The organism is Bacillus sp. FSL R5-0431 (assembly GCF_038002985.1).
GTDB lineage: Bacteria > Bacillota > Bacilli > Bacillales > Bacillaceae > Bacillus.
On the sequence record NZ_JBBOOG010000001.1, the window covers coordinates 2800242 to 2817471 of the forward strand.

The following is a 17230-nucleotide window of genomic DNA, read 5'->3' on the forward strand; positions in this document are numbered from 1 at the left end:
ATGCGAGGGTTTGTCTACACGCTGAGCATCCTCCGATGGTGGAGGATGCTTTCTTTGTCTGTTTAAGAAGGCAGACTCGCCATAACACTGTTATAAAGCTTAATAAATAAGTACAAAATGCCGATTAAAAACGTTGCCCAAAACAGAAGAATAAACATCATAAATCCAATTAAATTCAGCATGGAAAGCGATTGATAAATGCGAACCACAACCCAGATAAAATAGACAAGACTTGCTAAAACAAACAGTCCGACAAGCAGAATCAGCTGCTGCGTCAACAGAAATGCAAGCAAGCTGGCAAATAAATAAACAACGGATGCAATCCGAATTTTCTTTAAGTTCTCCCCTTCAGGATCTTTCGCGAAAAAGAGTAGTGCCAGCTCTAACACCGTATCTGCAATCAGTTTCAAGGCAGATAAAATCATAAAATAAACAAGTGCAAAAGCAGCAAAAAGAGCAAGCCGGATGCCCTGTTCCGAGAAAAATTCCAGCATTCCTTTTAAAATACCTGCTTGAGTCAAGAAATCAGTCGTGATCCCTACTGTGAAAATCGAAAAAGCAGAGCTGAATAGTAAAATCGAAATCAGCGGAAAATATCCAGTCAAATATGTATTTTTCATAAATAGATCCTTTCTCATAAGCTCACATTTATTATGGCTCACTTAAAACGGATTGACAAGATGCTTTCAAAGTAAACTGGCAGCAAAATCAAATTTGTGATTTTGCACGTACAATCCTTCACAAACTTACATTTTCCCGTTAAAGTATTACTATTACGAAAAAATCGTGCGTTAGGGGTATACTCGTGAAAAAAACATTAAGACTGCAAACACGGCTGACGATTTTTGTTTGTATCGTTGTCCTGATCTCCCTTTGTATCACATTCTTTACGATCTGGTCGGAAACAGCTAAGAACATTCATCAGCAGGAACGTGACATCGCCCTCTCCACTGCCAAAATGGTCGCAGAGGCTCCGATCACAGCGAAATCATTAGAAGAAAATCGATCATATTCAGTACTTCGTCAATATACAACAAGTGTTCAGCGAATCACCAAAACCGAATTCGTTGTCGTGATGGATATGAACGGTATTCGAAAAACCCATCCAAATCCGCAGAAGATCGGGAAGCGGTTTGCTGGCGGTGATGAAAAACCAGCATTACAGGGTAAAGAACATATTAGTACGGCTTCTGGAACACTTGGCAGATCCATGCGTGCTTTTGTTCCTGTTTATGATCAAGATGGAAAGCAGCTCGGGGCTGTGGCAGTAGGGATTACGTTAAAGGAAATTGACTTGATTATTCATCAAAGCTTACTTCCGCTCTACTTCGTCATATCGCTCAGTCTTCTTTCTGGTATCATCGGAGCACTCATTGTGGCACGAAAAGTGAAGAAGATTATGTTTGGACTAGAGCCAGATGAGATCGCTACATTATTAAAAGAACGAAGCGCCATGCTAGAATCAACAAAAGAAGGGATTCTTGCGGTCGATCAGCACGGTAAAATCAAGCTAGCCAATGCTGAAGCCAAACGGCTCTTTCATAATATGGGCATTATGGTTGACCCTAGAGAACAAGATGTTCAGGCTCTCCTCCCTTCAAGCGGTTTAAAGCAAGTCATTGAAACACGCAAGCCGCTGCTTGACCGCGACGTGAGAATGAACGGACTGGAGCTTGTCTTTAACGAGGTCCCGATTACGGTAAAAGGCGAGATTGTCGGGGCAATCGCCACCTTCCGTGACAAAACAGAAGTCAAACACTTGGCTGAGCAGCTGAGCGGAGTCAAAATGTATGCAAATGCCCTCCGTGCCCAGTCACATGAATTTATGAACAAGCTTCATGTTATTTTAGGACTGGTTCAGCTCAAAAACTACGATGACCTTGGCACCTATATCAAAGATATTGCGATATATCAGCAAACGGAAACAAATGAAATCATCAACCATGTGAAAAACTCTGTTTTAGCAGGATTTTTACTAGGAAAACAAAGCTACATCAGGGAACAAGGCGCGACCTTAGAAGTCATATGCAGCACACAAGTCCCAAATTCAGAGGACCCAGCAGTGACGCATGATCTCATTACCGTGATTGGCAACCTGTTAAATAACGCACTCGATGCTGTTTCTCATACTGAGACAAAAAACATCTCAATCTCATTCCGATACGTCCAGGAGCAGCTTCATATTGAGATTACGGACACAGGTGTTGGTCTCACAAAAGACGAACAAGACATCATGTTTGATCAAGGCTTTTCAACTAAAGGAGAAGACAGAGGATTCGGTCTCTACTTTGTGGACCAAAGCATCAAAAAATTGAACGGACACCTGATTGTCACGAGTGAAAAAGGAGAAGGAACGACCTTTAGTCTCCGCATTCCGTATAAACAAAAGGAGGATTCACATGATTAATGTGTTAATAGTAGAAGACGACCCAATGGTTGGGGAGCTGAACAAACGCTACTTGACCCAAATCGACGGTTTTGAATTAAAAGGGATTGCCACCTCTTTTCAGCAGGCACTGGACATCTTAAAAACAGAAGCCATTCACCTTGTACTGCTCGATATTTATATGCCTGGACAAAATGGACTGGTCCTATTATCAGAAATACGCAAACAAAATCATTCTGTTGATGTCATTGTCATTTCAGCTGCCAATGAAGTCGACGTGATCCAGCAAACGATGCGAAACGGGGCTGTTGATTATTTAATCAAGCCATTTGAGTTTGAACGTTTCCAATCAGCGCTCTCAGAGTATAAACGTAAACACGCCTTGTACCAAACGATGAACAGCATCTCGCAAAATGATTTAGATGCGAAGCTCTTTCATAAAAAAGCAGAGACAGAAAAAGTCCTTCTGCCAAAAGGCCTGACCAAAAGCACACTCAAACTCATCTGGACAAGTATTCAATCATTCGGTCATCAAGCTTTCACGACCGAAGACCTAGCGAATCATACAGAAATCTCTCAAGTCTCCATTAGAAAATACTTGAAATTCCTTGAGGACATCGAAGTAGTTGATGTCGAAATGGCATACGGGACAATTGGACGTCCTGTTTTCCAATATAAACTCAGTACAACAAATATGAATTTGATTCAGCAATATCTATAATTTGACACATCTGACCTTTTACAGAGGCCAGATGTTTTTTTATGGCACACGATGTCACAAACCCCTTGATATCAGCGGTTCCACTGTAGTAGAGCACATCACAAAAGCGGCATTATATCATATTTCAGCAGATAAAAAGACATCGAATTTAGCCTTTTAACATTTTTTTAAAAATAAAACAAATTTCTATTTATTTATTCGATTGGAAATGATAAATTATGATTGATTAGTTCAACGAGATATAAGTCTGATGTCTTACATCTTCTCTCCTGCCCTCCATAAGTTTCAGGAGAAAGCAGGATAAAATACCCTATTCAGAAGGGTGAGAAGAGGTAGAACGGTCTTTTTTCGCGAGACTTTTCTGAAACTTTTAAATTTTATAGGGGGTTATGTTTTGAAGAAGCGCAAAATTGGACTAGCATTGTCCTTAGTCGTAGCAGCAGGAACCATCCTTGGAGCATGCGGCAACTCTGGCTCAAACAGCGGTGAAAGCAAAAAAGATAAAGATCAATTCACTGTTGCAATGGTAACTGATGTCGGTGGTGTCGATGACAAATCGTTTAACCAATCAGCTTGGGAAGGTTTACAAGCTTTTGGGAAAGACAACAATTTAAAAAAAGGTAAAAACGGCTTTGATTACTTACAATCTAAATCAGACGCTGACTATACAACGAACTTAAACACACTTGCTCGTGAGAAATTCGACCTGATTTATGGAATTGGTTTCTTAATGCAAGATTCTATTAGTGAAATCGCAGATCAACGTAAAAATAATCACTTTGGTATTGTTGATGCAGTTGTGAAAAAAGACAACGTAGCCAGCATTATGTTTAACGAAAATGAAGGATCATTCCTTGTAGGTGTTGCGGCTGCTCTTTCTACAAAATCGAACAAAATCGGTTTTGTTGGCGGCGTTGACTCTGAATTAATCAGAAAATTCGAAGTTGGATTCCGCGCAGGCGTTGAAGCAGCTAACCCGAAAGGAAAAGTGGAAGTGAAATATGCTGGTGCATTCGATAAAGCAGACATCGGTAAAGCAACAGCTGAAAGCATGTACAAATCTGGCGTCGACATCATTTATCACGCAGCTGGCGGTACTGGAACTGGTGTCTTCACAGAAGCAAAAAACCTGAAAAAAGCTGATCCTAACCGTAAAGTTTGGGTTATTGGTGTAGATAAAGACCAGTATGACGAAGGAAAAGTATCTGGAACAAAACAAAGTGTCACTCTTACTTCTATGATTAAGAAAGTAGACACAGCGGTACAAGACTTAACGACGAAAGCAAAAGAAGGTAAATTCCCTGGCGGCGAAGTGATCACATACGGTCTGAAAGAAGGCGCTGTTGACATTTCTCCATCTCAGGACAACCTTGACAAAGATGTATTGAAGAAAGTAGAAGAATGGAAACAAAAAATCATCAAGGGTGAAGTCAAAATCCCTGCAACACGTGATGAACTAAAAGATTTTAAAGCTTAATTTGAGCATCGGGATAAGCGCGGCTTATCCCCTTGCCTCTCCTTTACCTCCTCTTTATTCGTAAAAGGTGGTAAAAGAAAAGCTGCAGCCTCGTTTTGCAGCTTTTCTTTTGCTAGTTTTTATCTTCATCAGCACCCTAAAAAAGGAGCGGTTAAACCTGTGGATTATGTCATTGAAATGTTGAATATACGCAAAGAATTCCCTGGCATTGTAGCAAACGACAACATTACGCTGCAGCTGAAAAAGGGCGAAATTCATGCGCTGCTTGGTGAAAACGGCGCTGGAAAATCAACGCTTATGAACGTGCTTTTCGGTCTTTACCAGCCTGAAAAAGGTGAAATCAAGGTTCACGGAAAACCTGTAACCATTTCTAGCCCAAATGATGCAAGTGATTTAGGCATCGGTATGGTGCATCAACACTTTATGCTTGTCGATACATTCACCGTCGCTGAAAACATCATCTTAGGAAAAGAGCCTAAGAAGTTTGGAAAGATCGACAAAGAACAAGCCATACAGCAAGTACAAGAGCTTTCTGACCGCTATGGTTTAAAAATAGACCCTGCCGCAAAAGTATCTGACATCTCTGTCGGCATGCAGCAGCGTGCAGAAATCTTAAAAACACTTTACCGCGGCGCTGACATTTTGATCTTCGACGAACCAACAGCCGTCTTAACACCTCAAGAAATCAAAGAACTCATACAAATTATGAAAAACTTAATCAATGAAGGCAAATCCATTATTTTAATTACCCATAAGCTGAAAGAAATTATGGATGCCTGTCACCGTGTGACCATTATCCGAAAAGGCCAAGGCATTCGTACACTTGATGTGGAAAGCACAAATAAAGATGAACTTGCGAGCCTCATGGTCGGTCGTGAAGTTTCATTTAAAACAGACAAAAAAGACGCCTCCCCTGCTGAGGAAGTGCTTCAAATTCAAGACCTTACGGTAAAAGACGCGCGAGGAATTGAGGCAGTCAAACATCTCAACCTCTCAGTGAAGGCTGGCGAAATTGTCGGAATTGCTGGAGTAGATGGCAATGGTCAATCTGAATTAATTGAAGCCATTACTGGTCTAAAAAAATCAGAGTCTGGCACGATCATGCTAAACGGGAAAGCCATTCAAAACCTTCCGCCTCGGAAGGTGACCGAATCTGGAATTGGACATATTCCTCAAGACCGTCATAAACACGGACTGGTGCTTGATTTTTCAATTGGAGAAAATATTTCCTTACAAACGTATTATCAGCGCCCATACTCAAAATTTGGCTTGATGAATATGAAAAATATTTACCAAAAAGCAAAACGAATCATTGCGGAGTATGACGTAAGAACACCGAGTGAATATACAGAGGCACGCGCCCTGTCAGGCGGGAACCAGCAAAAAGCCATTATTGGCCGAGAAGTTGACCGCAATCCTGATTTATTAATTGCCGCTCAGCCGACACGAGGACTTGATGTTGGTGCAATTGAATTTGTTCATAAGCGTCTGATTGAGCAAAGGGACTCAGGGAAAGCCGTCCTGCTCATCTCCTTTGAGCTTGATGAAATTATCAATGTCAGTGATAAGATCGCTGTTATTTTCGAAGGCAGCATTATTGCCATCGTTGATCCAAAAGAAACAACAGAGCAAGAGCTTGGTCTATTAATGGCTGGAAGTACGCAACAGGAAGTGGGGAACGAAGCAAATGTCTAATCGCTTAACAAATCTGCTAATTCCGCTTATAGCCATTGTACTTGGTCTTTTTGTTGGGGCCATTATTATGCTGGCAAGCGGTTATAGTGTCATCGAAGGCTATGGCGCCCTTTGGAATGGCGTCTTCGGTGAAACCTATTATATGGGAGAAACCATCAGACAAGTTACACCTTACATTTTATCAGGACTTGCTGTTGCTTTTGCATTTCGGACTGGTCTCTTTAATATCGGTGTAGAAGGTCAAATGCTGATTGGCTGGGTAGCTGCTGTATGGATCGGTACAACTGTCCATGCACCTATGTATATCCATCTGCCGCTTGCACTCATCACCGCAGCTGCTGCTGGTGCATTATGGGGCTTTATTCCTGGGTTTTTAAAGGCTCGTTTTTATGTTCATGAAGTGATTGTCACGATCATGATGAACTACATTGCCCTTCATGTTACAAATTATCTGATCTCAAATGTCTTAACAAATAATAAAGATAAAACAGAAAAAATCGATGCCACTGCCTCGCTTCGCTCTGGTTTCTTTGAACAAATCACCGATTTCTCCCGGATGCATAATGGTATTTTTGTTGCCATTATTGCTGCGGTCGTGATGTGGGTCATTATTCAAAAAACCTCTAAAGGCTTTGAATTGCGGGCTGTTGGAATGAACCAGCAGGCCTCCCATTATGCCGGTATGAACGTTCGCCGCAATATCATTTATGCGATGCTCATTTCAGGTGCTTTTGCAGGTCTTGCAGGCGCAATGGAAGGTCTTGGTACATTTGAATATGCTTCAATTAAAGGCTCTTTTACCGGTGTAGGTTTTGATGGAATCGCCGTCGCTTTATTAGGTGGAAATACTGCTGTTGGTGTTGTTCTTGCTGCACTGCTGCTTGGTGGATTGAAGGTCGGTGCTTTAAATATGCCGCTTGAATCTGGCGTACCGACTGAGGTCGTTGATATTGTCATAGCGATCATTATTCTTTTCGTCGCCTCAAGCTATATTATCCGTCTTGTGATGAACCAAATGAAGAAAAAGGGGGGAAAATAAGTGGGATTTCTGCAAATTCTTGAAATCATCGTCCCAGCAACACTTGTCTATGCTGCACCACTTATTTTAACCGCTCTTGGAGGCGTCTTTTCAGAAAGATCAGGTGTTGTGAATATCGGTCTTGAAGGTTTGATGGTCGTCGGAGCATTTTCTAGTATTATCTTTAACTTATTTTATGCTGATACGTTTGGGGCGTTGACCCCGTGGCTTGGGCTCCTCGTCGGAATGGCAATCGGCGGATTGTTCTCTTTGATTCATGCAGTTGCAACCATTACATTCCGGGCAGATCAAACGGTCAGTGGTGTTGCCATTAACATGCTGGCACTTGGCGCTACGCTGTTTGTCGTGAAACTCATTTACGGGAAAGCACAAACAGATAAAATTACAGAGCCTTTCTATAAAGGTGATATTCCCCTTTTAAGTGACATTCCGATAATTGGCGATATATTCTTTAAAGATGTTTATTATACGTCCATACTGGCATTAGCGCTTGCGGTTGTTGCTTGGTTTGTTTTATTTAAAATGCCGTTTGGTCTTCGTCTTCGTGCAGTCGGAGAACATCCAATGGCTGCTGATACAATGGGAATCAAAGTGTACCGGATGCGCTATATCGGCGTCTTTATTAGTGGACTGTTTGGTGGTCTTGGCGGAGCTGTTTATGCGTCGACCATCGCACTTGATTTCTCACATGCTACCATTACTGGACAAGGCTTCATCGCACTAGCTGCGCTTGTCTTCGGTAAATGGCACCCATTCGGCGCAATGGGCGCTGCTTTATTCTTTGGATTTGCTCAAAGTTTAAGCATCATTGGCTCTCTCCTGCCGCTCTTCCAAGATATACCGAACGTGTATATGCTCATTGCACCATATGTGCTTACCATCCTAGCACTCACTGGCTTCATCGGCCGGGCAGATGCACCGAAAGCACTTGGGACCCCTTATTTAAAAGGAAAACGATAAATACGATGTATGTTCAATCCTCTGAAGGACAAACTACCTTCAGGGGATTTTTGTATGATAAAAACATAAAAACTCCTGTTTATTTTACTTTTATTACACTTAATTTAGTTTAATAAATAGATGAGTGTCACAGAATCTTCTACAATTGAGTCAAATAGCATTTGGGGGTGTTTATGTGGCTAATACACAACAATTGAAATCGATTACAGACGATTCTGACAATAATAAAAGCGTTTTCCGTAAGATCATGTCTTGGAAAATTGGTGTTATTGACTTACCTGTGTATTTAGTACTTGCAGCGATTATTTTAACTGCCGCTTATTTTAATAAAATTCCAGCAAATATGCTTGGTGGTTTCGCTGTTATTATGATTTTGGGGATTTTCCTTGGAGATATAGGACAACGTATTCCGATCTTAAAAGATATTGGTGGACCAGCGATTCTTTCTTTATTCGTACCATCGTTCCTGGTCTTTTTTCATGTTCTGAATCCGAACTCGTTGGAAGCGGTTACGTCTCTTATGAAAACGTCGAACTTCCTTTACTTCTATATTTCTGCTCTTGTAGTAGGTAGTATTCTTGGGATGCAGCGAACTGTTTTAGTACAAGGCCTTATTCGTATGTTTGTTCCTCTTGTTGCAGGTACAATTGCAGCTGTGACTGCTGGAATTCTTGTTGGTCTTTTAGTTGGTTACACACCGCATCATTCGTTCTTCTTTATTATTGTTCCGATTATTGCCGGTGGTGTTGGTGAAGGAATTTTGCCATTATCTATTGCTTATTCACAAATTCTTGGTGTATCAGCAGAGTCATTAATTTCTCAATTAATTCCTGCTGCCGTCATTGGGAACGTCATTGCCATTATCTGTGCTGGCGCAATGAAGAAGCTTGGTGAAAAACGTCCTGAACTAAACGGGAATGGCCGTCTTGTAAAATCAAAAGAGGCAAATGAAATTTTTGAACAGCCTGATATGGATCCAAAAGTTGATTTCGGGTTAATGGGTGCTGGTGTACTCGTTGCTTGTACAACGTTCATTTTTGGTGGTTTGTTAGAAAGCTTTGTTCATATTCCAGGTCCAATCTTAATGATTGTTCTTGCCGCTTTAATCAAATACTTAAACGTGATGCCTCAGCATCTGCAAGATGGCTCACAGCAGTTCTACAAGTTTGTATCAAGAAGCTTTACATGGCCGCTTATGGTCGGTCTAGGGATTCTATACATTCCACTTGATGATGTTGCAACAGTGATTTCTATTCCATTTGTTTGTGTATGTATCGCTGTCGTTCTTGGAATGGTTGGTTCAGGTTACTTCGTTGGGAAATTGATGAACATGTACCCAGTAGAATCTGCGATTGTGACAGGCTGTCACAGCGGACTTGGCGGTACTGGTGACGTTGCGATCCTTTCAGCTTCTGGAAGAATGGGTCTGATGCCTTTCGCACAAGTATCTACACGTCTTGGCGGAGCAGCAACTGTGATCTGCGCAACAATCTTACTTAGAATGTTTACTTAATCAAACAATAAAAAGCATGGGCTCTATTACGGGCACATGCTTTTTTTATATTTCTTTTCTCCTATAAGGGTTTTATTCTTCGGCAGAGATCACGCGTATATATTCTCTGGGCTGGAATGGATATTGTCTTGCCTCTTGATAGGTCATATAGAGAAGATGTTCTGAAAACAACGGCCATTCACTTTCCGCCTGCCACCTTTTTTGATCATTTCGTTCTATGAAGAATGCTCCTCCTAAAATCGTGCAGAATATGCTTAAGCTGATGCCCGCTTTTAGTTTCATGTAATCAGCTCCTTTAAGAAAAGCATGTACGAAATACAAAACAATATACAATGAGTTTCATTTTTGATAAAATATTTTTTGTGGTCAAAAGAACTCAAAACAAATACAGTTTACTGTAAATCAGTTCAAACCAATGCACTATGTCTGTATTTACGCTATAATTTTATTTACCAGTTCTTTAGAACGTGAATTTATATTGATTGAAGGAGGTTTATTTTCTTGCAGCTTATTCACTTCGCCATCCTATCGCCTTTTTTGCTTGCGTTTGTTGTGCCTTTTCTTTTTAAATACGTAAAGCGTATACATACAGGGTGGTTTGTTCTTATCCTGCCTATTCTATTATTTAGCTATTTTGTCCAGATGATTACGATGACATCAAATGGACGAACGTTATTTTCACAGGTCGAATGGATTCCTTCTCTAGGAATGAATTTCACTGTGTATGTAGACGGTCTTAGTTTGTTATTTGCGCTATTGATTACAGGTATTGGCGCACTTGTCGTCTTGTACAGTATTTTCTACTTATCGAAGGAAAAAGAACAACTCGGCTCTTTTTATACGTATTTGTTAATGTTTATGACCGCTATGCTCGGTGTCGTTCTATCTGACAACATGGTGGTTCTTTACTTGTTTTGGGAGCTGACGAGTATTTCTTCCTTCCTCTTAATTGGGTATTGGTATAAGCGGGAACGCTCTAGATATGGAGCAACCAAATCACTGCTGATTACCGTTTTTGGCGGATTAGCTATGCTCGGTGGTTTTATCCTCCTCTATTTGATTACTGATTCATTTAGTATTCGTGAAGCAGTCAATCAGCTTCAGCTCATTATGGCATCACCTTACTTTATCCCTGCCATGATTCTGATCTTACTTGGTGCCTTTACGAAATCAGCGCAGTTCCCATTTTATATCTGGCTGCCTGATGCAATGGAAGCACCTACCCCTGTGAGCAGTTATCTGCATTCTGCTACGATGGTGAAAGCTGGTATTTATCTTGTTGCCCGCTTCAGTCCAATCTTTGCTATTTCAGAGGTGTGGTTTTGGACCATATCCATCGTTGGACTTGTGACATTATTTTGGGGATCATTCCACGCCGTTCGTCAAAACGATTTAAAAGCCATTCTTGCCTTTTCTACCGTTAGTCAGCTCGGGATGATTATGCTTATGCTGGGTGTAGGAGCAGCTGCGATTCATGAAAACAATCCTGCCTTTTTTGGCGCAGCCGTTCTTGCTGCTATTTTTCACCTCATTAACCATGCTACGTTTAAAGGCAGTCTCTTTATGGCAGCAGGTATTATCGATCACGAAACAGGCACTCGTGACATTCGGAAATTAGGCGGTTTAATGACCATCATGCCGATTACCTTTACGATTACGTTAATCGGTACATTCTCAATGGCTGGACTCCCGCCATTTAACGGCTTCTTAAGTAAAGAGCTGTTTTTCACAAGTATGCTGCGCATTTCTGAGATCAGCTTTACTGACATTTCAACATGGGGCGCTATTTTCCCAGCGATTGCTTGGCTCGCTAGTGTCTTTACGTTCATTTACAGTATGATGCTTCTCTTTAAAACATTTAGAGGCAATCTTCAGTTAGATCAATTAGAAAAAAAGCCGCATGAAGCACCGATTGGTATGCTCATCCCGCCAATTATCCTTGCTGCACTTGTGGTCACCTTTTTCTTCTTCCCAAATATTCTAGCTTATTCTGTCATTGAACCTGCGATTGCAGCCATTATTCCCGATGCGATTGATCCAGGAAAACGGTTTGTTGTCAAAATTGAAGCATGGCACGGCTTTCAGCCAGAGCTTTATATGACAATAGGTGTTGTAGCTTTAGGGATTATCGGATATTTGACGTTGTCGAAATGGCGTCCAATGTACAACATATTTAAGGAGAAATGGTCATTTAACTCCTTATATGACCGTTCACTGATCGGCTTAGAAAAAGGCTCCTATCGCCTGACGAACAGTTATATGACCGGTTTCCTTCGTGATTACCTTGTCTATGTGTTTGGGTTCATGATTATCGTGCTTGGGAGTGTCATGTTTTATCAGAATGCCTTCTCATTTAATATGGAACATGCTGCTCCAATCGGCACGTACGAGGTCATTCTGTCATTAGTGATGATAGCAGCAACCCTCACGACTGTGTTTGCTCGTTCTCGCTTAACAGCCATTATCGGGCTAGGTGTCATGGGGTATACGCTGTCACTATTTTTTGTTATTTTCAGGGCACCTGACCTTGCCCTCACCCAGTTAATTATTGAAACAATTTCTGTGGCACTGTTTTTACTTTGCTTCTATCACTTGCCAAAGCTGAGCATGAAGCAAAAAACAAGGAAATTTAAAATGACCAATCTCATTATTTCAGTAGGTGTTGGTGTCATTGTGACATGCCTTGCTTTCGCTTCAACAAGCAATCAGTCACTTGATACGATTGCGTCTTACTTTATTGAAAACAGCTACAAGCTTGCAGGCGGAGACAACATTGTCAATGTCATCCTTGTTGATTTCAGGGGCTTTGATACACTCTTTGAAATTACCGTACTTGCCATTGCGGCACTCGGTATTTATGGATTATTAAAGGCACAAGGAAAACGGAAGAGAGGCGTGCGGCGATGAGGAAGATTGATACGAATGATATGCTCTTACAAGTCACAACAAAAATCACAGCATTCATCATCCTGCTTTTTTCCCTTCACTTATTTCTTGCGGGACATAACAATCCTGGCGGGGGGTTCATTGGCGGCCTGATGAGTGCTGGGGCTGTCGTTCTTCTGCTTTTAGCCTATGATCTGAAAACAGTGAGACGTATTCTGCCCTTTAACTTTATTTATGTTGCAGCGACCGGGCTGCTCGTCGCGATCCTGACGGGTATGGGATCATTTCTATTCGGTGCACCTTTTCTATCCCATGCATTTGATTATTTCCAACTGCCGTTTTTAGGGAAAACAGAACTGGCGACAGCCGTACTGTTTGATATCGGTGTGTATTTGGTTGTTGTCGGTGTCACCATGACCATTATTCAAACGATTGGAGAGAAGGAATAATGGAATTTCTAATGTCTATTATCGTCGGTATAATTTTTATGGCGGCGACCTATTTAATGCTTTCAAAAAGCCTTCTGCGGGTCATCGTCGGTACTGCTGTTTTGAGTCACGGCGTCCATTTGCTTCTTTTAACAATGGGCGGCTTAAAAAAAGGAGCTCCTCCTATTTTAAAAGAGGGGCTCACATCCTATGTAGATCCATTACCACAAGCATTAATTTTAACAGCCATTGTCATTGCTTTTGGTGTGACATCCTTTTTACTTGTCATGGCCTTCCGTGCCTTCCAAGAGCTGCGAACAGATGACATGGATCAAATGAGAGGAAATGATCAGCATGAATAATCTCGTGATCCTGCCTATTTTAATTCCATTATTAGCTGCTACACTATTGATCTTTATGAATAAGAACATCATGCTGTCAAGAGGCTTTAGTGTGTTTGCTTCGCTCTCAGCCATTGTCTGTAATGTGTATTTAGTCCAAACCATTTTTACAAATGGGATTCAAACCCTCTATTTAGGAGGCTGGAAAGCACCATTTGGGATTGCCCTTGTGGCCGATCAGTTTGCTGCGCTCCTTGTGCTGACCGCTTCCGTCGTTGGGCTAGTGACAGTTCTTTTCTCCTTTCAAACGATTGGGAAGGAAAAGGAGCGGCTGTTCTATTACTCTGGCGTGCAGTTTTTGTTAGCTGGCGTAAGTGGGGCCTTTTTAACAGGCGATATTTTCAACCTGTTTGTATTTTTTGAGTTACTGCTAATGGCGTCTTACATGCTCATTGTGTTAGGCGGTTCAAAGCCTCAGCTTCGTGAATCACTCAAATACATTGTGTTTAACATCATCTCATCGGCTTTATTTATCGTCGGTGTCGCTTGTTTATATGCAGTCACTGGTACACTGAATATGGCTGATTTAAGTGTGAAGATCGCTGAATCAGGGCAAACAGGATTAATCACTGTCATTTCCATTCTGTTCCTCATTGTATTTGGCTTAAAAGCTGGGATCTTCCCGCTTTATTTCTGGCTGCCAGGATCATATCATGCACCGCCAGCGGCTATTTCTGCTCTATTTGGCGCACTGCTGACAAAGGTTGGCTTATATGCGATTGCCAGAGTCTTTACGTTAATTTTTATACATGATACAGGGTTTACACATACACTCATGGCTTGGTTTGCCGCTCTAACAGTGATATTCGGTGTGATTGGCTCTATTGCTTATTCTGATGTGCAAAAGATCGTGATCTATAACATTGTCACAGCCGTGGGGGTCATTTTGTTTGGGATTGCAGCCAATACACCTGCCTCACTCCAAGGGGCCATTTATTATCTCATTCATGACATGGTGATTAAAGGCGCTTTATTTATGCTGGCAGGTGCACTCTTCGTGTACGCTGGCACAAACCACTTGAAAAAGATGGGCGGGCTGATTCAATCTCAGCCTTTACTAGGGTGGATGTTTTTCATTTCGGCTTTATCACTGGCAGGAATTCCGCCGCTGAGTGGTTTTGTTGGAAAGCTAAAGATTGTAGAAGGTGGTTTTTCTGCTGGACACATGACCTTTTCTATCCTTGTCTTACTGTCCAGCCTTCTTGTCCTTTATTCGATTATGAGAATCTTCATGCTCGCATTTTGGGGCGAGGAACAAGATATGCGAAGAAGGAAACCGTCGATTAAAGGAATGGTGTACCCTGGCGTACTGCTTGTGATCTTGTCGCTTGCCATTGGGTTAGGGACAGAGTTCATTGCCCCTTATATCAATCAAGCAGCGGAAATGCTATCAACACCAGAAAAATATATTCAAGCTGTGCTGAAGGAGTAGATGAACATGGCCTTTCAAATATTACTAAACGCTCTCCTCGCCTTTACATGGATGTTTATGAATGATACTTACAGAGCCGCAGACTTTGTATCAGGCTTTGTACTAGGGATGGTCGCCATCTTTATGTTTCGGCGATTTTTCCCGCAGCGTTTTTACGGCTATGCCCTTTTTGCGATTTTCAAGCTCGTATTGATTTTTATTCGGGAGCTGCTTCTTGCCAATTTAAGTGTATTAAAGACCGTATTATCTCCAAAGCTCACAATTAAGCCCGGTATTTTCGCCTTTCGTACGGACTTGAAAACGGATTGGGAAATCACCATACTGGCTAACATGATTACATTGACACCAGGTACACTCGTCATTGATATTTCTGATGATCGTTCAATTTTGTACATTCATGCGATGGATATTGAAGATGCAGAAAAAGCCATTCACGATATCCGGGTTTCATTTGAAAAAGCGATTCAGGAGGTGAGTGGTAAGTAATGGAGCTCATATTACAAATGTCACTTGGCATTCTTGCACTGTCCACCCTTCTTTTTGTTATACGGGTTATCAAAGGTCCCTCTATTCCTGATCGTGTAAGTGCACTTGATGCGATAGGAATCAATTTAATTGGGATGACAGCCATCGTTTCCATTTTGCTGAAAACGACAACGTTCTTTGAAATTATTTTACTGCTCGGTATCCTTGCCTTTATCGGCACTGTCGCTTTTTCCAAATTCCTTGAGAAAGGGGAAGTGATTGAAAATGATCGTCATCGCTAAAGCTATTGTCATTTTCTTTATCCTGCTTGGCGCCATCCTTTGTCTCATTTCAGCCATTGGCGTTCTTCGCCTGCCAGATGTTTATACACGAATGCATGCTGCATCAAAAGCATCGACACTTGGTGTTGTCCTCATATTAGTTGGGGTATTCTTTCACGAATGGTTTCTTGCAGGCATTATTTCTGCGAAGATTCTACTTGGGATTGTCTTTATCTTTTTAACAGCTCCGGTCGGCGCACACTTGATCGGAAGAGCCGCCTACAATACTGGAGTCAAGATGGACAAACGAAGTGTACAAGATGATTATGGTGGTTTTCGTAACTTCGTGATTAAACGAAAAGAAGACTCGTACTTATAAACTGAAAGAAGGACCTCACATGTGAGGTCCTTCTTTTATTTCTATAAAAAAAACAATCCAACCTAAAAAAAGCTTCCGCTGCACCGGGAGCTTTTTTATATGAGATCAATGACAGCAAGTGTGCATCTTGACGTACAGATGTGCCGGTCCCGATCATCTTTAATATCAATTTGAAATACCATTGTACGGCGCCCTACATGTACAGGAACAGCCGTCGCTGTCACTACTCCATCACGTACAGATTTTAAATGATTGGCATTGATTTCAATCCCTGAGCAAACTTGCTGAGTTAAGTCTAAATGAGCCGCAGCCCCCATGCTTGCCACTGTTTCTGCTAGAGCAGCAGATGCTCCTCCGTGCAGCAGTCCAAATGGCTGTTTTGTTCTGTGATCGACTGGCATTGTCGCCACGCATCGTGACTTATTACACTCTACAATCTCAATCCCAAGTGCCTCAAGCAGTGTATTTGATCCACTCACTTCCATCAGGGTTCTCTCCCTTCACACGTTTACAGCACACTTTCAGATTTTGCAATTAACACAGCTTCGGTTCGAGAGCCAACATTCAGCTTATTAAAGATGGACGTCAAGCTGTATTCAATCGAGCGTTTGCTCAAATGAAGCACATCGGCAATCTCTTGGTTCGTGTATCCTTTTTCCACTTCTCTGAGGATCAAACACTCTCGCTCTGTTAACAGCTCATGATCGGTCTGCTGCGCCTGTTCTGGCTTTTCTTGCTGCTGTGAAATTAATTTCTTTAAATAGGATAGCTGAATGACAACTTCTCCTTGCAATGTGCGGTGTATGTATTCAATAATTTTGTCTTTTGTCTCTGTTTTACTAATTGCACCGTGCAATCCAGCCCGAATGGCCTCTTCAAAATAATCATCTACTTCATACCCTGTATAAATGATAATTTTCACTTGTTGGTTGGTTTCTAGAATTTGTTTCGCAATGTCCATTCCATTGATATCCCCGAGATTTAAATCCATCAAAATCACATCATAGATGGAAAAGTCATGCGTCTTTAAAAAGGCGGCTTCTGCATCAGGACTTAAACAATCGACTGATAGCTGCTGATCTGATTCTAATATGCTTTTTGTCCCTTCCATGACAGCCGGATGATCATCAATGACCAATATCTTCTTCATGTCTTCCTCCCTTTAAA

At 41.5% G+C, this 17230-nt stretch carries 18 protein-coding genes; 14 read left to right on the top strand and 4 right to left on the bottom strand.

What is annotated here, in order from left to right; genetic code table 11:
- Positions 1-62 precede the first annotated feature (62 nt).
- Positions 63-620: a YufK family protein gene (locus tag MKZ03_RS14500; RefSeq protein ID WP_034659805.1), complete on the bottom strand. Its 558-nt coding sequence runs from the start codon at positions 618-620 to the stop codon at positions 63-65.
- Positions 621-805: 185 nt separating this feature from the next.
- Between MKZ03_RS14500 and malK the strand changes: the two genes are divergently transcribed.
- From malK to MKZ03_RS14535, 7 genes are all read left to right on the top strand, one after another.
- On the top strand, positions 806-2407 hold the full coding sequence (malK, locus tag MKZ03_RS14505) for a malate sensor histidine kinase MalK (protein WP_341032223.1): 1602 nt from the start codon (positions 806-808) through the stop codon (positions 2405-2407).
- Entirely contained in the window at positions 2400-3107 is a 708-nt protein-coding gene (locus MKZ03_RS14510; protein ID WP_034659808.1) for a response regulator, read from the top strand. Before malK ends, MKZ03_RS14510 begins: the two co-directional genes overlap by 8 nt.
- A 394-nt stretch (positions 3108-3501) precedes the next feature.
- Positions 3502-4584, top strand: coding sequence for a BMP family lipoprotein (locus tag MKZ03_RS14515; RefSeq protein WP_341032225.1), 1083 nt, complete (start codon positions 3502-3504; stop codon positions 4582-4584).
- A gap of 159 nt (positions 4585-4743) precedes the next feature.
- Positions 4744-6279, top strand: coding sequence for an ABC transporter ATP-binding protein (locus MKZ03_RS14520; protein WP_034659811.1), 1536 nt, complete (start codon positions 4744-4746; stop codon positions 6277-6279).
- Positions 6272-7318 carry an ABC transporter permease gene (locus tag MKZ03_RS14525; protein ID WP_003212654.1) on the top strand — a complete coding sequence of 349 codons (1047 nt, stop codon included), beginning with the start codon at positions 6272-6274 and terminating at the stop codon, positions 7316-7318. Before MKZ03_RS14520 ends, MKZ03_RS14525 begins: the two co-directional genes overlap by 8 nt.
- Positions 7319-8278 carry an ABC transporter permease gene (locus tag MKZ03_RS14530; RefSeq protein WP_060597207.1) on the top strand — a complete coding sequence of 320 codons (960 nt, stop codon included), beginning with the start codon at positions 7319-7321 and terminating at the stop codon, positions 8276-8278. It begins immediately after the preceding gene.
- Positions 8279-8453: 175 nt separating this feature from the next.
- Complete coding sequence (locus MKZ03_RS14535; protein WP_003213451.1) at positions 8454-9791, top strand: 2-hydroxycarboxylate transporter family protein; 1338 nt, start codon at positions 8454-8456, stop codon at positions 9789-9791.
- A 72-nt stretch (positions 9792-9863) separates the two neighbouring features.
- Here MKZ03_RS14535 and MKZ03_RS14540 read toward each other — a convergent pair whose 3' ends face one another.
- Positions 9864-10073 carry a hypothetical protein gene (locus tag MKZ03_RS14540; protein WP_334750395.1) on the bottom strand — a complete coding sequence of 70 codons (210 nt, stop codon included), beginning with the start codon at positions 10071-10073 and terminating at the stop codon, positions 9864-9866.
- 219 nt (positions 10074-10292) lie between these two features.
- Between MKZ03_RS14540 and MKZ03_RS14545 the strand changes: the two genes are divergently transcribed.
- Genes MKZ03_RS14545 through mnhG form a run of 7 tightly spaced genes read left to right on the top strand, consistent with a single transcriptional unit; the run spans position 10293 to position 16063 of the window.
- Complete coding sequence (locus MKZ03_RS14545; protein WP_341032227.1) at positions 10293-12698, top strand: Na+/H+ antiporter subunit A; 2406 nt, start codon at positions 10293-10295, stop codon at positions 12696-12698.
- Positions 12695-13126 (top strand): Na(+)/H(+) antiporter subunit B, encoded by a 432-nt coding sequence (locus MKZ03_RS14550; RefSeq protein ID WP_034317176.1) that lies wholly within the window; start codon positions 12695-12697, stop codon positions 13124-13126. The genes MKZ03_RS14545 and MKZ03_RS14550 overlap by 4 nt, the downstream gene beginning before the upstream one ends.
- Positions 13126-13467: a Na(+)/H(+) antiporter subunit C gene (locus MKZ03_RS14555; protein WP_003213576.1), complete on the top strand. Its 342-nt coding sequence runs from the start codon at positions 13126-13128 to the stop codon at positions 13465-13467. The genes MKZ03_RS14550 and MKZ03_RS14555 overlap by 1 nt, the downstream gene beginning before the upstream one ends.
- A complete protein-coding gene (locus tag MKZ03_RS14560) occupies positions 13460-14938 on the top strand; it encodes a Na+/H+ antiporter subunit D (RefSeq protein WP_034659818.1) in 1479 nt (492 codons plus the stop codon). The genes MKZ03_RS14555 and MKZ03_RS14560 overlap by 8 nt, the downstream gene beginning before the upstream one ends.
- Positions 14939-14944: 6 nt before the next feature.
- Positions 14945-15424, top strand: coding sequence for a Na+/H+ antiporter subunit E (locus MKZ03_RS14565; RefSeq protein WP_034659819.1), 480 nt, complete (start codon positions 14945-14947; stop codon positions 15422-15424).
- Positions 15424-15705, top strand: coding sequence for a Na(+)/H(+) antiporter subunit F1 (locus MKZ03_RS14570; RefSeq protein WP_008345849.1), 282 nt, complete (start codon positions 15424-15426; stop codon positions 15703-15705). The genes MKZ03_RS14565 and MKZ03_RS14570 overlap by 1 nt, the downstream gene beginning before the upstream one ends.
- A complete protein-coding gene (mnhG, locus tag MKZ03_RS14575) occupies positions 15689-16063 on the top strand; it encodes a monovalent cation/H(+) antiporter subunit G (protein ID WP_003213369.1) in 375 nt (124 codons plus the stop codon). The genes MKZ03_RS14570 and mnhG overlap by 17 nt, the downstream gene beginning before the upstream one ends.
- 95 nt (positions 16064-16158) lie before the next feature.
- Here the strand turns inward: mnhG and MKZ03_RS14580 are convergent, their stop codons facing one another.
- Both MKZ03_RS14580 and MKZ03_RS14585 read right to left on the bottom strand, forming a co-directional pair.
- On the bottom strand, positions 16159-16548 hold the full coding sequence (locus tag MKZ03_RS14580) for a hotdog fold thioesterase (RefSeq protein WP_307500176.1): 390 nt from the start codon (positions 16546-16548) through the stop codon (positions 16159-16161).
- A 23-nt stretch (positions 16549-16571) separates the two neighbouring features.
- Positions 16572-17213, bottom strand: coding sequence for a response regulator transcription factor (locus MKZ03_RS14585; protein ID WP_058013793.1), 642 nt, complete (start codon positions 17211-17213; stop codon positions 16572-16574).
- Positions 17214-17230: the final 17 nt, after the last annotated feature.

What these genes read in the sequence shown, in the direction of transcription:
- MKZ03_RS14500 (WP_034659805.1), bottom strand. Translation starts at nt 620, where the DNA reads ATGAAAAATACATATTTGACTGGATATTTTCCGCTGATTTCGATTTTA.
- MKZ03_RS14510 (WP_034659808.1), top strand. Translation starts at nt 2,400, where the DNA reads ATGATTAATGTGTTAATAGTAGAAGACGACCCAATGGTTGGGGAGCTG.
- MKZ03_RS14525 (WP_003212654.1), top strand. Translation starts at nt 6,272, where the DNA reads ATGTCTAATCGCTTAACAAATCTGCTAATTCCGCTTATAGCCATTGTA.
- MKZ03_RS14540 (WP_334750395.1), bottom strand. Translation starts at nt 10,073, where the DNA reads ATGAAACTAAAAGCGGGCATCAGCTTAAGCATATTCTGCACGATTTTA.
- MKZ03_RS14550 (WP_034317176.1), top strand. Translation starts at nt 12,695, where the DNA reads ATGAGGAAGATTGATACGAATGATATGCTCTTACAAGTCACAACAAAA.
- MKZ03_RS14555 (WP_003213576.1), top strand. Translation starts at nt 13,126, where the DNA reads ATGGAATTTCTAATGTCTATTATCGTCGGTATAATTTTTATGGCGGCG.
- MKZ03_RS14560 (WP_034659818.1), top strand. Translation starts at nt 13,460, where the DNA reads ATGAATAATCTCGTGATCCTGCCTATTTTAATTCCATTATTAGCTGCT.
- MKZ03_RS14565 (WP_034659819.1), top strand. Translation starts at nt 14,945, where the DNA reads ATGGCCTTTCAAATATTACTAAACGCTCTCCTCGCCTTTACATGGATG.
- MKZ03_RS14570 (WP_008345849.1), top strand. Translation starts at nt 15,424, where the DNA reads ATGGAGCTCATATTACAAATGTCACTTGGCATTCTTGCACTGTCCACC.
- mnhG (WP_003213369.1), top strand. Translation starts at nt 15,689, where the DNA reads ATGATCGTCATCGCTAAAGCTATTGTCATTTTCTTTATCCTGCTTGGC.
- MKZ03_RS14580 (WP_307500176.1), bottom strand. Translation starts at nt 16,548, where the DNA reads ATGGAAGTGAGTGGATCAAATACACTGCTTGAGGCACTTGGGATTGAG.
- MKZ03_RS14585 (WP_058013793.1), bottom strand. Translation starts at nt 17,213, where the DNA reads ATGAAGAAGATATTGGTCATTGATGATCATCCGGCTGTCATGGAAGGG.